12 protein-coding genes are annotated in these 13,850 nt (G+C 51.2%); 5 read left to right on the top strand and 7 right to left on the bottom strand.

What is annotated here, in order from left to right:
- Positions 1–25: 25 nt before the first annotated feature.
- From sucD to zapE (J9260_RS03880), 5 genes are all read right to left on the bottom strand, one after another.
- The gene (sucD, locus tag J9260_RS03900) at positions 26–901 is read right to left on the bottom strand and encodes a succinate--CoA ligase subunit alpha (protein WP_210219740.1); all 876 of its coding nucleotides are present in this window, start codon (positions 899–901) and stop codon (positions 26–28) included.
- Positions 898–2,067 (bottom strand): ADP-forming succinate--CoA ligase subunit beta, encoded by a 1,170-nt coding sequence (gene sucC / locus J9260_RS03895; protein ID WP_210219739.1) that lies wholly within the window; start codon positions 2,065–2,067, stop codon positions 898–900. The genes sucD and sucC overlap by 4 nt, the downstream gene beginning before the upstream one ends.
- Before the next feature lie 202 nt (positions 2,068–2,269).
- On the bottom strand, positions 2,270–3,706 hold the full coding sequence (lpdA, locus tag J9260_RS03890) for a dihydrolipoyl dehydrogenase (protein WP_210219738.1): 1,437 nt from the start codon (positions 3,704–3,706) through the stop codon (positions 2,270–2,272).
- An 11-nt stretch (positions 3,707–3,717) separates the two neighbouring features.
- Positions 3,718–4,935 (bottom strand): 2-oxoglutarate dehydrogenase complex dihydrolipoyllysine-residue succinyltransferase, encoded by a 1,218-nt coding sequence (gene odhB / locus J9260_RS03885; protein ID WP_210219737.1) that lies wholly within the window; start codon positions 4,933–4,935, stop codon positions 3,718–3,720.
- 232 nt (positions 4,936–5,167) lie between these two features.
- Positions 5,168–5,392, bottom strand: a complete 225-nt coding sequence (gene zapE, locus J9260_RS03880; RefSeq protein ID WP_246499623.1) for an AFG1/ZapE family ATPase — start codon at positions 5,390–5,392, stop codon at positions 5,168–5,170.
- On the opposite strand from zapE (J9260_RS03880), the gene J9260_RS03875 reads away from it, so the two are divergent.
- Complete coding sequence (locus J9260_RS03875) at positions 5,380–6,438, top strand: IS701 family transposase (protein ID WP_210217672.1); 1,059 nt, start codon at positions 5,380–5,382, stop codon at positions 6,436–6,438. The genes zapE (J9260_RS03880) and J9260_RS03875 overlap by 13 nt on opposite strands.
- On the opposite strand, the gene zapE (J9260_RS03870) is transcribed toward J9260_RS03875, so the two are convergent.
- Positions 6,415–7,398, bottom strand: a complete 984-nt coding sequence (zapE, locus tag J9260_RS03870; protein ID WP_210219736.1) for a cell division protein ZapE — start codon at positions 7,396–7,398, stop codon at positions 6,415–6,417. The two genes, J9260_RS03875 and zapE (J9260_RS03870), sit on opposite strands and share 24 nt — an antisense overlap.
- A gap of 23 nt (positions 7,399–7,421) precedes the next feature.
- Positions 7,422–10,241, bottom strand: a complete 2,820-nt coding sequence (locus tag J9260_RS03865; protein ID WP_246499621.1) for a 2-oxoglutarate dehydrogenase E1 component — start codon at positions 10,239–10,241, stop codon at positions 7,422–7,424.
- Positions 10,242–10,527: 286 nt separating this feature from the next.
- On the opposite strand from J9260_RS03865, the gene J9260_RS03860 reads away from it, so the two are divergent.
- Genes J9260_RS03860 through sdhA form a run of 4 tightly spaced genes read left to right on the top strand, consistent with a single transcriptional unit; the run spans position 10,528 to position 13,839 of the window.
- Positions 10,528–11,232: a GntR family transcriptional regulator gene (locus J9260_RS03860; RefSeq protein ID WP_210219734.1), complete on the top strand. Its 705-nt coding sequence runs from the start codon at positions 10,528–10,530 to the stop codon at positions 11,230–11,232.
- Positions 11,233–11,244: 12 nt separating this feature from the next.
- A complete protein-coding gene (gene sdhC / locus J9260_RS03855) occupies positions 11,245–11,622 on the top strand; it encodes a succinate dehydrogenase, cytochrome b556 subunit (RefSeq protein WP_210219733.1) in 378 nt (125 codons plus the stop codon).
- Positions 11,623–11,648: 26 nt separating this feature from the next.
- On the top strand, positions 11,649–12,029 hold the full coding sequence (gene sdhD, locus J9260_RS03850) for a succinate dehydrogenase, hydrophobic membrane anchor protein (RefSeq protein ID WP_210219732.1): 381 nt from the start codon (positions 11,649–11,651) through the stop codon (positions 12,027–12,029).
- Between the two features lie 22 nt (positions 12,030–12,051).
- Positions 12,052–13,839, top strand: a complete 1,788-nt coding sequence (gene sdhA, locus J9260_RS03845) for a succinate dehydrogenase flavoprotein subunit (RefSeq protein ID WP_210219731.1) — start codon at positions 12,052–12,054, stop codon at positions 13,837–13,839.
- Positions 13,840–13,850 lie beyond the last annotated feature (11 nt).

The following is a 13,850-nucleotide window of genomic DNA, read 5'->3' as shown; positions in this document are numbered from 1 at the left end:
GGCACTCCAAAAAATTAACGAAAATTTATCCTTGCAGGGCTGCGAACGCAGCAGCGACACCCTTCCCTAGTTCAGCCGGAGACTGAACAGTATACACGCCCGCCTGTTGCAGTGCAGCATACTTTTCCTGCGCCGTACCCTTCCCGCCTGCAATAATCGCACCAGCATGACCCATGCGCTTACCCTTGGGTGCAGTAACGCCTGCAATGTAGGAAACCACTGGCTTGGTTACATTGGCTTTAATGAATTCTGCCGCTTCTTCTTCCGCTGAACCGCCGATTTCGCCACACATTAAAATGACTTCGGTTTGGGGGTCGGCCTGGAACAAGGTCAGCGCATCAATGAAGCTTGTGCCCGGAATTGGGTCGCCACCAATACCGATACAGGTGCTTTGACCCCATTCGTTGGTTTGCTTGACCGCTTCGTAAGTCAGCGTGCCAGAACGTGACACGATACCCACGCTGCCCGGTTTATGGATGTGACCCGGCATAATGCCGATTTTGCATTCGCCCGGTGTAATGATACCGGGGCAGTTGGGGCCAATCAGACGCACGCCAAGGCTATCCACCACCACTTTCGCATCCAGCATATCGAGTGCCGGAATGCCTTCGGTAATGCACACGATCAGCTTGATACCCGCGTAGGCCGCTTCAATAATCGAATCTTTGCAGAATGCTGCCGGAACGTAGATCACGCTGGCATCCGCGCCGGTCGCTTCCACCGCTTCGCGCACGGTATTGAACACGGGCAAACCTAAATGCGTCGTACCGCCTTTACCCGGCGTAATCCCGCCGACCATGTTAGTGCCGTAAGCAATCGCTTGCTCAGAGTGGAAAGTTCCTTGCTTGCCGGTGAAACCTTGGCAGATGACTTTGGTGTCTTTGTTGATTAATACGCTCATGCGGCATCTCCTACGGCAGCAACGATTTTCAGGGCAGCATCGCCCAAATCACTGGCAGTAATTACCGCCAAACCACTTTTATCCAGCAATTCCAGCCCTTTTTCGGCGTTATTGCCTTCCAGACGCACCACAACGGGGACTCCTACGTTCACTTCTTGCACCGCTTTGATAATGCCTTCTGCAATCAGATCGCAACGCACGATACCACCGAAGATATTGACCAGAATGCCTTTGACGTTGCTATCGGAGAGGATGATTTTGAACGCCGCCGCCACACGCTCGGCAGTCGCTGTACCGCCTACGTCGAGGAAGTTAGCGGGTTGACCGCCGGACAGTTTGATAATGTCCATCGTCGCCATTGCCAAGCCTGCGCCGTTGACCATGCAACCGATATTGCCTTCGAGAGCGACGTAGTTCAGTTCCCACTCGTCCGCTTCCAGTTCACGCGCATCTTCCTGGGATTTGTCACGCATCGCTACCAGTTCAGGCTGGCGGTAGAGCGCATTGCTGTCCACATTCACTTTGCCATCGAGACACAACAAGTTGCCTTCAGCCGTGACTACCAGCGGGTTGATTTCGACCAGAGACAGGTCTTTTTCCTTGAACATTTTGCCCAAGCTGATCAGCAACTTGGTGAATTGCCCAATCTGTGCACCCTGCAAGCCTAAGCCAAACGCGAGTTCACGACCTTGGTACGGCATCACGCCAACCAGCGGATCAACCTGCACTTTGAGGATTTTTTCCGGGGTTTCGTGCGCAACCTTCTCGATTTCCATACCGCCTTCGGTAGAAGCCATGATCACGATGCGGCGGCTAGAACGATCCAGCACTGCGCCAAGGTACAATTCGCGGGCAATATTGCAGGTTTCTTCCACCAGAATGGTGTTCACCGGCTGACCGTGTTTGTCGGTCTGGTAAGTGACCAGGTTTGTACCCAGCAAGCTGGCAGCGAAGGTGGCTGCATCAGCCGGGGTCTTAACCAGTTTCACGCCACCGGCTTTACCACGTCCACCCGCGTGGACTTGCGCCTTGACTACCACTGTCGCCGTGCTTAAAGAAGCCGCTGCTGCTTCGGCTTCCGCCGCTGTGGAGGCGATTTTGCCAGTGGGTACAGGCATACCGTATTGGCTAAAAACCGCTTTGGCCTGATATTCGTGTAAATTCATCCTCAGTTTTCCTTTGGTAGTTCACCGCGAAAACGCGGGTTATAATCGTACAAACGCCACGTATCTGCGTGCAGCAGACCGTGGCGTGTTACCCCTCACCCCCCAGCCCCCTCTCCCTCAAGGGGCGAGGGGGAGCAAGAGAGTATTTGTCTTAGCCCCTCTCCCCTTGAGGGAGAGGGGTTGGGGTGAGGGGTACACCATATTACTTACGCTTTTTGCCAACGGCATGTAATGCCCGCCCATCCACTGCCAGCATGGCTTCGTGTATTGCTTCGGAAACGGTCGGGTGGGCAAAGGTCATGCGAGCCAAATCTTCTGACGAACATTCGGTTTCAATCGCAATCACTGCCTGACCAACCAGTTCGGAAGCCAATGGCCCCACAAAATGCACGCCCAGAATCCGGTCTGTTTTGGCATCTGCCAGCACTTTCACCAAACCATCGGCTTGATCCATCGCTTTGGCGCGACCGTTGGCAGCAAATGGGAAGCTGCCTGTGTTATACGCAACACCTGCGGCTTTCAATTCGGCTTCGGTCTTGCCGACCCACGCAATTTCCGGGTGAGTATAAATAACCCACGGAATCGCGTCATAATTGATGTGCGGCTTTTGACCGGCAATCTGTTCGGCAACCAGCACACCCTCTTCCGAAGCTTTGTGTGCCAGCATTGGCCCGACGATACAGTCACCAATCGCGTAAACACCCGGCACGGCAGTTTGCAGATGACCATCGACGACGACACGTCCGCGATCATCCAGTTGCACCCCGGAATCGTCCGCGAATGCGCCAGCGGTATTGGACTTGCGCCCAACGGCGACGATCAAACGGTCAACGACCAGCGTTTGCTCACCTTTCGGGTCGTTGTAGGTCACAGTGACACCGTTATCGCCTACATCGACCTTGGCAACTTTAGAGCTGAGGCGGATGTCCAGCCCTTGCTTTTTGAATTGCATCTGCGCGGATTTAGCCACGTCACGGTCAGCCGCACCGAGGAAATCGTCCATCGCTTCGATAACAACCACTTCAGAGCCGAGCCTGCGCCATACGCTGCCCATTTCCAAACCGATCACGCCTGCACCGATCACGCCGAGTTTGCCGGGAATGGTTTCCCAATCCAGTGCACCGGCAGAATCCACAATACGGGTATCCAGCCACTTGGCAATCGGCAATTCAATCGGGGTAGAGCCTACCGCAATGATTACGTTGTCAGCCGCCGCCGTTGAAACCGTGCCATCATGCGCGGTGACTTCGACTTGCTTGCCAGCCAACAACCGACCGCGACCTTGCAACCAAGTGATACCGTTAGCTTTGAACAATTGTTCAATACCGCCAGTCAGTTGGCTAACGATTTTGTCCTTGCGGGCAATCATCTTGCTCACGTCGATCTGCAAACCGTCAACCGTAATACCGTGGTCGGCATTGTGTTTAGCGATTTCTTCGTAACGTTCGGAGCTTTCCAGCAACGCCTTGGAAGGGATGCAACCGACATTCAGGCAAGTACCGCCGAGGGCTGGCTTTTGCTGTTTGTTGATCCATTCTTCCACACACGCGGTTTTCAAACCGAGTTGGGCGCAACGGATCGCAGCGACATAACCGCCGGGACCTGCCCCGACGACGATGACATCATATTTATCAGTCATGGCGTATTACCTCACACATCCAACACCAAGCGAACTGGGTTTTCAACCAATTCCTTGATAGTTTTGAGGAAGGTAACAGCACCTTGACCGTCGACAATGCGGTGGTCATAAGACAGAGCCACATACATCATCGGGCGAATAACAATCTGATCATTGACAACGACAGGGCGCTTCTGGATCGAGTGCATCCCCAGGATCGCGCTTTGAGGAGGGTTGAGAATTGGGGTTGATAGCAACGACCCAAAAACGCCCCCGTTGGTTATAGTGAACGTACCACCAGACAGATCGTTCATATCCAGCTTACCTTCACGGGCTTTAGCAGCGTAACCAGCAATGCCGGATTCGATGTCAGCCAGACCCATGTTTTCGGTATTGCGCAGGATAGGCACGACCAGTCCGCGATCAGATGACACGGCAATCCCAATATCGCAGAAGCCGTGGTAAACAATGTCATTGCCATCAATCGAGGCATTGACTTCAGGAAAACGTTGCAGCGCGACAGCGGCTGCTTTCACGAACAGGGACATAAAGCCCAGTTTCGCTTTGTGTTTTTTCTCGAATGCGTCTTTGTATTCGTTACGCATATCCATCAACGGCTTCATGTCGATTTCGTTGAAGGTAGTGAGCATCGCGGTGGATTGCTTGGCGTACATCAGACGTTCGGCGATGCGGGCGCGAAGACGGGTCATTGGGACGCGCTGTTCCATGCGAGCACCTGAAGCAGAAACGGCAACAGTTGGTGCAGGTGCGGCGGCGACGGGTGCTGGAGCAGCAACAGGAGCTGGCGCGGCAGCAGGTTTCGCGGCAACAGCGGCTTGCACGTCTTCTTTGAGGATACGGCCTTGTTTGCCGGAACCTTCGACATCAGCAGCAGAGAGGTCGTTTTCTGCCATCAGTTTGCGGGCAGCGGGAGCGGTTTGTGGTTCAGTGCTAGCGGCAGACTCAACGACGGCGGCAGGAGCAGCTTCAACTTTAGGAGCAGCCGCGACAGCACCAGCCAACAAGCGGCCTAATAATTGGCTACTGATAACGGTAGCACCAGCCTCTTGAACGATTTCAGTCAATACGCCATCCATCGGCGCAGGCACTTCCAAAACGACTTTATCAGTTTCGATTTCAACCAACACTTCGTCTTGCTTCACCGCGTCGCCAACTTTTTTGCTCCAAGCGACTACGGTAGCGTCGGCAACAGACTCCGGTAATACGGGGGTCAGAATCTCACTACTCATTTTTTACACATCCTCGTTTGTATTTATTTAAAATACCATTGTGCGGTATTTTGGTGGTTTGCAGTTATCTTCCGAACTGCGATAACGTATGTTTCCAGCGTCCCACAAGCATACAAGGATATGCACAAAGACGCATGAGATTGCGCTTTAACCTTAGATTGTCGACATTATATGCCATAAAACGGAAAAGTTAAAGAAAATATACCCAACATTGTCGACAACATGACGCTTTTCAGCCTGCGTCTGCCAATTTCACTTGCTGGTATTCGTCGCTTTGCATTTCGTTTAAGCGACTCATCGCACGTTGGAATTCAAATTTGAGCTTTTGCCCTTGATACAAATGCTCTAAGGCCAACGTTGTTGAAAAAATAAACTGAACTTGACGATCATACAATTCATCACTGATGTTACGCAGTCCGACCTCTCCTCGACTATATTTCAGGTATGAATCAAACACGTCTTGACCTCTACACCGACTACCTGACCGTGACCTTTGGCTACGCCACAGCAACGGGTTTATCCCAATTATTGGACGGCGAAATTAGCCACGATGCGATCAGTCGTTTTCTTTCGGGAGATGAGTACACCTCGAAAGACCTGTGGAAACAGGTAAAAAAGACCGTCAGGGAGGTCGAATCAGCCGATGGCATCCTGATCATCGACGATACGGTGCAAGAAAAGCCCTACATGGACGAAAACGATCTAATTTGTTGGCATTACGACCACTGCAAAGGGCGTAATATCAAGGGAATCAACTTGTTAAACTGTCTATATCATAGCAATGGTGCATCCATTCCTGTTGCATTTGAACTGATACGGAAACCGTTCCGTTTCTGTGACATCAATACACGCCAAGAAAAGCGGTGCAGCGATGTCACCAAAAATGAGCAAATGCGCTCCATGATTGACACCTGCATTCAAAACCAACTGACATTTTCATGGGTGTTGAGCGACATTTGGTTCGCCTCCGCCGAGAATATGGAACACATCAAGGAGAAACGGCAAAAGGACTTCATTATGGCATTGAAAAGTAACCGATTAGTGGCATTGAGCGAAGTAGACAGCAAGGCAAAACGTTACACACGACTCGACCAATTGGTATGGACAGAACAAAAAGCCATCAAGGGCTGGTTGAAGGGGCTAACCTTCCCCGTCAAGCTCGCCCGGCAAGTCTTTACGAACAAAGACGGCAGCAGCGGCATTTTGTATCTGGTCTGTAGCCGCTTGGCAGCAGAGTGGGACGAAATCACGACAACCTACCAAAAACGGTGGAAAGTCGAGGTCTTCCATAAATCGCTCAAATCCAATGCTGCCTTTGCGAAATCCCCTGCCCACACCGCTAAAACACAAGCGAATCACTTATTCGCCTCCATCGTCGCCGTCTTCAAAATGGAGTGTTTGACCATCAGCAAGCATCTTAACCACTTTGCCTTGCGTTCAAAGCTCTACGCCAAGGCAATTCGGGGCGCTTTTGATGAGCTACAGGTGCTTAGGGCTGCGTAACATCAGTTCATCAATCAGATTCAGGAAACGCCGGGCAGCGGCTTCGTGCTCTTCACCCAATACGTGTAACCCTGACAAAATAATGTAGTCAAAACGCTCAGCCAACTCGATGTAATCGCGGGTAGAGCGCGGCGTTTCACACAAAGTCTGAAAATCAAACCACACGATATTGTCGGCAAAACGATGCGTTGGCAAAACGCGCCCTTGCACCTTAATATCTTGCCCACTATGAACCCGCCCTTCTGCTAATTCAGCAAAACACTTATCCAATTCGTGTTCGACCAAAATCGCATCGTCATCCGCTAAAAAGCTATCGCTGGTAATGGTTTTGAGCATTCGGTAATCAACACGATTATCCAACTCTACCACGTGAGTATGCTTTTTCAACAAAGCAATGGCAGGTAGAAAACGTTCGCGTTGTAAGCCGTTCAAATACAAATCGTCCGGTACGCGGTTCGAGGTTGTCACCAAGGTAATGCCCTGCTTAAACATCGCATCCAACAAACCGTGCAATAACATGGCATCCACGATGTCCATGACATGAAATTCGTCAATGCACAGCAAGCGTGTATCACGCGCCATTTCTGCCGCTACCGCTTCCAACGGGTTGCGGTGCATCGACAATTTTTTCAGCTCTTCATGAATAAAAAACATGAAATGGTGATAGTGCATACGGCGTTTTTCCACGAGGGGAATTCGCGCATAAAACGTGTCCATTACCCACGTTTTACCACGCCCAACTCCGCCCCACAGATAAACGCCGCGTGCTGGCTCCACATGAACAGGACGCTTGCCACCAAATAAACGCCGCAAGCCGGTTTTTTGCGCTTGCAGCATGGGGCGAGCCGTTAACAACTCATCCCACACTTGTTGCAGAACACTTATCGCTTCAAGCTGTGCAGGGTCTTTGGTAATACTCCCCGCAGCAACTGCTTGGTGATAATGCGTTAATAATGGCATAGCGTCTTGTTTACCTGTTTTGTTTACTCAGAGATACCCAGTGCCGCACACACCAAGGCGTGTTGCTGTTTGGCATGAACCTTCGCACTACCCACCGCCGGAGAAGCCGAAGCCGGACGACTCGCAACGTCTAAACGTGCCGCGCCACCCAACACACCCCGCAGGGACGGTTGAATACTCAGCCACGCACCTTGATTGAGCGGCTCTTCCTGACACCACACATTAATTTCAACATTGGGGTAACGATCAACCAACTCATTCATGTCTTTATCAGGGAATGGGTAAAGCTGTTCAATCCGCACCAGTGCCACATGACTCAAATTTTCTGCACGACGTTTTTCTAGCAGATCGTAATAGACTTTGCCGCTACACATCACCAAACGGGTAACTTGTAACGGATCAGCGGCATCCACTTCATCAATAACGTTCTGGAAACCGCGCTCCGTCAAATCTTCAATGGTATTCACTGCCAACGGATGACGCAGCAAGCTTTTTGGTGTCATCACAATCAAGGGCAGACGGCAATCACGCAACATCTGGCGACGCAGCATGTGGAAAGCCTGCGCTGGCGTACTTGGCACGCACACTTGCATATTATCCTGAGCGCACAGTTGCAAATAACGCTCTAAACGTGCGGAAGAGTGCTCTGGCCCCTGACCTTCAAAGCCATGGGGTAACAACATAACCAGACCGCACAAACGATCCCACTTTTGCTCGCCGGAACTGATGAACTGGTCAATAACCACTTGCGCACAGTTGGCGAAGTCACCGAATTGCGCTTCCCAAATCGTTAAAGTGTTTGCCTCAGTGGTGGCATAACCGTATTCAAACGCCAATACCGCTTCTTCTGAAAGCAGCGAGTCAATCACCACAAACGGTAGTTGTGCTTCGGACAAGTGCTCCAACGGCACAAAACGCTCGCCGGTTTCTTGCTCATGAAATACCGCATGGCGGTGGAAAAACGTGCCGCGCCCGCAATCTTCACCGGACAAGCGAATCGGATAACCTTCATCCAGCAATGTCGCGTAGGCAAGGTTTTCACAGAAACCCCAGTCCATTGCTTGCTCACCGGCTGCCATTTTCTTGCGGTCAGCAACAATACGTGCCACCCGTGAATTCAGCTTGAAATCAGCCGGATGCACTGTCAGTTTTTCACCTAAGTACTTCACTGTTTCGGCATCAATGGTGGTGTCGACTGGCATATCCCATTTACCGTTAACAAAACGCTTCCAGTTAACCGGGTATTGATGTTCAACCTGCCCTTTTTCCAGCAAATGCGGCACAGTTGGCGCACCTGCACCCAATTGTTGACGGCACTGCTGCACCCGTTCCTGCGCTTGTTCGAGAGTAAGCACACCTTCAGCGGCTAATTGCTGGGCGTAACGCTCACGAGTTGTCGCCATTGCACGGATTTTACGGTACATCACCGGCTGCGTCGCGGAAGGCTCATCGGCTTCGTTATGCCCGTGACGACGGTAGCAAACCAAGTCAATGACCACATCCTTCTTAAAGGTATTACGGTAATCCATCGCAATTTTCGTGATCAAAACCACCGCTTCCGGGTCATCGCCATTCACATGGAATACTGGCGAATCCACCATTTTAGCAAGGTCAGTACAGTAGAATGTCGAACGCGCGTCCGCTGCCACGCTGGTGGTAAAGCCCACTTGGTTATTAATAACAATGTGGATCGTACCGTAAGTGCGATAACCACGGGTATCTGCCATTTGCAGCATTTCCATGTTAACGCCTTGACCTGCAAACGCCGCATCACCGTGTAATACAATCGGTACAATTTTATTGCCTGAACCTTCATCCCAACGGTCTTGACGCGCACGCACCGCACCTTCCACCACCGGACCGACGATTTCCAGATGCGAAGGGTTAAATGCCATCGCCACATGCACCGGGCCACCCGGAGTCATCAGGTCGGACGCGAAGCCCATGTGATATTTCACATCGCCGGTACGGTCGCCGGTAATCGCGTATTTACCTTCAAATTCACCAAACAGCAGTGCGGGGGATTTACCCAAAACATTCACCAGCACATTCAGCCGCCCACGGTGCGCCATGCCGATAACCATTTCCTGCGTACCCAGCGTCCCGGCATGTTGAATCAGCGTATTCAACATCGGAATTAAGCTTTCGCCCCCTTCGAGTGAGAAACGCTTTTGCCCAACGTAATTGGTATGCAAATAACGTTCCAAACCTTCTGCCGCAGTTAAGCGACCGAGGATTTCTAACTTTTCTTCGACGCTATAGCTAGGCTTTGAACGAATGGTTTCTAAACGCTGTTGAATCCAGCGTTTTTGTTCAGTGCTGGTGGTGTGCATGTATTGCACGCCCAAAGAACCACAGTAGGTTTGCTCCAACTGCGCCACGATTTCGCGCAATGTCATTTGATCCGGGGCAAACAACGAGCCAGTATTGAATTTAGTGTCTAAATCACTAGCACTTAAACTGTGGTGCTCCAACGTCAATTCCTTGACGAAGGCGGGAGCATTTTCATCTAACGGATTGGTTTTCGCGTGAAAATGACCTTGAACGCGGTAAGCATTGATAAGCTGCAAGACCTTGACCTGCTTGCGTTCATGCTCAAAATGACTCGCATCAGCATCCGCCGCAACCGCGTAAGCTTGGGGCTTTGCCGCATAAGCACGGAAGTAATCTTTGACGACAGAGTGGCGCGTATCGCGCTCTTCGCCGTTAATGGCTGGCAGACTATCAAAGTAGTGCTGCCATGTTGCGGGAACAGACGTTGGGTCTTGTAAATAGCGTTCATACATTTCCTCCAAATACAAAACGCTATTCCCATCGAGTTGTGTATCAGCATTCCAGGCCATAGCCTGCGCTTCTCCTTTGTTCATCTGTCAAACCTACATTGATGGTAAATATCAAACATTTCCGACTTGACGCAGCGCAGCAAAATAGTGCATTGTCGACACATTGGTGTCAAGTGAGCAATGAAAGTGCTACTTATTGCGGTAAACCGGGTCATATTCTCGTTATAGTGTCGACATTCTACTTCAAAAGTGTCAACAATGTCAGGAGGTTTGACTTGAAAAAACGCTGTTTATCGGTATTATTGTCAACATAAATGACAAGATGTCGACAAAACGAGGTTGCACCATGGCTTTTCATTCGGCCTGTCAATTGCAGGATCCTGTCACGATTGCAGACAAGCTATTTCTTGATCTGCGACGTGCAATTCTGGAGGGTGAAATACCCGCTGGGAAAAAGATTAGCGAGCCAGAACTCGCGGGTGCTTATGGCGTAAGCAGGGGTTCGCTCCGGGAAGCCATTAGCAAATTGGAGAATTGTAACTTGGTAACGCGCAAGCCCAATATTGGTGCGCGGATTATTGGTTTTTCCACCACGCAAATGATGGATATTTACCAGATTCGCGAAGCAATGGAAGGCATGGCTGCTCGCTTGGCAGCAGACAATATGAGTGATGAGGAGTTGGTACGCTTGCGGCAATTGCTGGAACGTCAGCAAGCTATTGGGAATGATCCGAACAGTATTCCCCAGCAAAGCGTCGACCTCGACTTTCACTTTTGTATTATCCAAGGCAGCAAGAATCATCGCTTGATTCGGATGTTATGCCAGGACTTGTATGATTTGGTGCGGTTTTACCGTTTCCGTCTTACATCCGGGGCAAACCGCAGCGTACAAGCGTACCAAGAACACAACTTAATCGTGTCGGCACTGGAACGACGCGATGGGGAGATGGCAGAAACACTCATGCGCCATCACATTAGGGCATCGCGCGATAATGCACGCAAGTGCATTGAATCAATGGCGGTGTCTCCAGAGGATTTGAATAGTCACTAACCGGGAACCTTTATGAAGAACACAAGCAACCGACCGCTCTCACCCCATTTGCAGGTTTATAAGCCGCAATTAACTTCTGTGCTGTCTATCCTGCACCGCATCACCGGGGCGGCATTAGCGGTTGGTACGTTGTTAGTCACTTACTGGTTAAGTGCGCTGGCTGGCGGCCCGGAAACGTTTGCCAGTGCCAATGCAGTGCTGGGTTCGGTGTTGGGTAAAATCGTTTTATTCTTCTGGTCATGGGCATTGTTTTACCACTTATCTAACGGCATCCGGCATTTAGTGTGGGATACCGGTTTTGGTTTTGACCTGCCAACGGTTTACCTGAGCGGTAAAATTATGGTCGGTACTTCATTCGTGTTAACCGTCCTATTGTGGCTGGTTGCCTAACCCCTTATTAAGCACAAGGAATACACATGAGTCTGTTAACACCTTTTAAGCGTGCCAGCGGCCTTGGCACAACCAGTGACGGGGTAAAGCACTGGTGGATGCAACGTTTAACCGCGATTGCATTGATTCCACTCACATTTTGGGTCGTGTTCTCAGTAGCTTCTCACGTGGGTAACGATTACGCCACGGTAGCCGCTTGGTTTGCGCAACCGTTTACAACCACCATGCTGGTGCTGTTTGTGTTTACCACGTTTCTTCACGCCAGCCAGGGGCTGACGGTCATTATTGAAGATTACATGCACCACGAAGGCTACAAATTCACAGCCCTGATTGGGATGAAACTGGTATTGGTATTGCTGGGAACCAGCAGTGTGTTAAGTATTTTACGTGTCGCTTTTACAGGCTGATTACTCAAGAGGCTGATAAACAATGTCCGAATATAAAATCGAACATCATACCTACGACGTGGTAGTCGTCGGTGCGGGCGGCGCGGGTTTACGTGCCACTTTCGGGATGGCTGTGAAAGGCTTGTCTACCGCTTGTATTACCAAAGTATTTCCTACCCGCAGCCATACAGTTGCCGCACAAGGTGGCATGTCCGCCGCGCTCGGTAACATGGGGCCGGATAAATGGCAATGGCATATGTACGACACCGTAAAAGGGTCGGACTGGCTGGGCGACCAAGACGCGATTGAATACATGTGCCGTGAAGCGATTCCAGCGGTCATTGAACTGGAACACCAAGGTGTACCGTTTTCGCGCACTGAGGAAGGCCGCATTTATCAACGTCCGTTCGGCGGGATGACCACCGAATTCGGTAAAGGCATTGCACACCGTACTTGTGCAGCGGCTGACCGTACCGGTCACGCGATTTTGCACACGCTGTATCAGCAATCCTTGCGTCACGATGCGGTGTTTTTCATTGAGCATTTCGCTACCGACCTGATTATGGATGAGGAAGGCGTGTGCCGTGGGGTGCTGGCGTGGGATTTAGCCAATGGTATTTTGCGTATTTTCCGTGCGCAAACCGTGGTGCTGGCAACCGGCGGTTACGGACGTGCGTACTTCTCGGCAACGTCAGCACACACCTGTACTGGTGACGGTAACGGCATGGTGGCGCGGGCTGGCTTACCGTTGCAAGACATGGAATTTACTCAGTTCCACCCTACCGGCATTTACGGCTCTGGCTGTTTAATTACCGAAGGGGTACGCGGCGAAGGTGGCTACCTGACGAATGCGCAAGGCGAACGTTTCATGGAACGTTACGCACCGAACGCCAAAGATTTAGCATCGCGTGACGTGGTAAGCCGCGCCATGACGATTGAAATCAATGAAGGCCGTGGCGTAGGCAAAGAATCTGATCACATTCACCTGCACTTAGAACATTTAGGTTCAGAAGTTATCCACGAACGCTTACCCGGTATCGCGGAAAGTGCGCGGATCTTCGCGGGTGTTGACGTAACCAAGGAACCGATCCCGGTATTACCGACCGTGCATTACAACATGGGCGGCATCCCCACCAATTACCACGGCGAAGTCGTTACCCTGAAAGATGGCGAACCGGATACCGTTGTTCCCGGCTTGATGGCGATTGGCGAATGCGCGTGCGTATCCGTCCACGGCGCAAACCGCTTGGGTTCAAACTCGCTGTTAGACATCGTAGTTTTCGGACGTGCTGCCGCGAATCGTTGTGCTGAAACACTGGTAGCCGGTGCAGCACAACACGACTTGCCTGAATCTGGTGTACAAAAAGCGTTGGATCGTTTCAAGCGTATCCACAATGCGAATGGCAGCCAATCCACTGCGCAAATCCGTGATGCCATGCAACGCACCATGCAAAAACACGCTGCCGTGTTCCGCACTGGCGAGTCGATGCAAGAAGGCGTGGATAAAATGAACGCCATTTACGCCAGTTTCAACGATGTCGCGGTGAAAGACCGTGGCTTGGTATGGAACTCTGATTTGATGGAAACCTTCGAGCTGGCTAACCTGCTGGATTGCGCTCAAACCTCCATCAATTGCGCCTTGAATCGTGAAGAAAGCCGTGGCGCACATGCCCGTGAAGACTTCCCAGATCGCAACGATGACGAGTGGATGAAACACTCTATCGCCTGGCTGGATGAAGCAGGCAAGGTTTCCATCGACTACCGCCCCGTCCACACTTATACGTTGACGGATGAAATCGAGTACATCGCACCGAAGAAACGGGTTTACTAAGGAGCATTGCC

It is taken from the genome of Thiothrix unzii (assembly GCF_017901175.1).
GTDB lineage: Bacteria > Pseudomonadota > Gammaproteobacteria > Thiotrichales > Thiotrichaceae > Thiothrix > Thiothrix unzii.
Note: the sequence above shows the minus strand (reverse complement) of the source record. Positions and strands in the feature narration are given on the sequence as shown.

What these genes read in the sequence shown, in the direction of transcription:
- J9260_RS03865 (WP_246499621.1), bottom strand. Translation starts at nt 10,241, where the DNA reads ATGGCCTGGAATGCTGATACACAACTCGATGGGAATAGCGTTTTGTAT.
- lpdA (WP_210219738.1), bottom strand. Translation starts at nt 3,706, where the DNA reads ATGACTGATAAATATGATGTCATCGTCGTCGGGGCAGGTCCCGGCGGT.
- J9260_RS03875 (WP_210217672.1), top strand. Translation starts at nt 5,380, where the DNA reads ATGAATCAAACACGTCTTGACCTCTACACCGACTACCTGACCGTGACC.
- sucD (WP_210219740.1), bottom strand. Translation starts at nt 901, where the DNA reads ATGAGCGTATTAATCAACAAAGACACCAAAGTCATCTGCCAAGGTTTC.
- sdhA (WP_210219731.1), top strand. Translation starts at nt 12,052, where the DNA reads ATGTCCGAATATAAAATCGAACATCATACCTACGACGTGGTAGTCGTC.
- zapE (WP_210219736.1), bottom strand. Translation starts at nt 7,398, where the DNA reads ATGCCATTATTAACGCATTATCACCAAGCAGTTGCTGCGGGGAGTATT.
- sdhC (WP_210219733.1), top strand. Translation starts at nt 11,245, where the DNA reads ATGAAGAACACAAGCAACCGACCGCTCTCACCCCATTTGCAGGTTTAT.
- sdhD (WP_210219732.1), top strand. Translation starts at nt 11,649, where the DNA reads ATGAGTCTGTTAACACCTTTTAAGCGTGCCAGCGGCCTTGGCACAACC.
- J9260_RS03860 (WP_210219734.1), top strand. Translation starts at nt 10,528, where the DNA reads ATGGCTTTTCATTCGGCCTGTCAATTGCAGGATCCTGTCACGATTGCA.
- sucC (WP_210219739.1), bottom strand. Translation starts at nt 2,067, where the DNA reads ATGAATTTACACGAATATCAGGCCAAAGCGGTTTTTAGCCAATACGGT.
- odhB (WP_210219737.1), bottom strand. Translation starts at nt 4,935, where the DNA reads ATGAGTAGTGAGATTCTGACCCCCGTATTACCGGAGTCTGTTGCCGAC.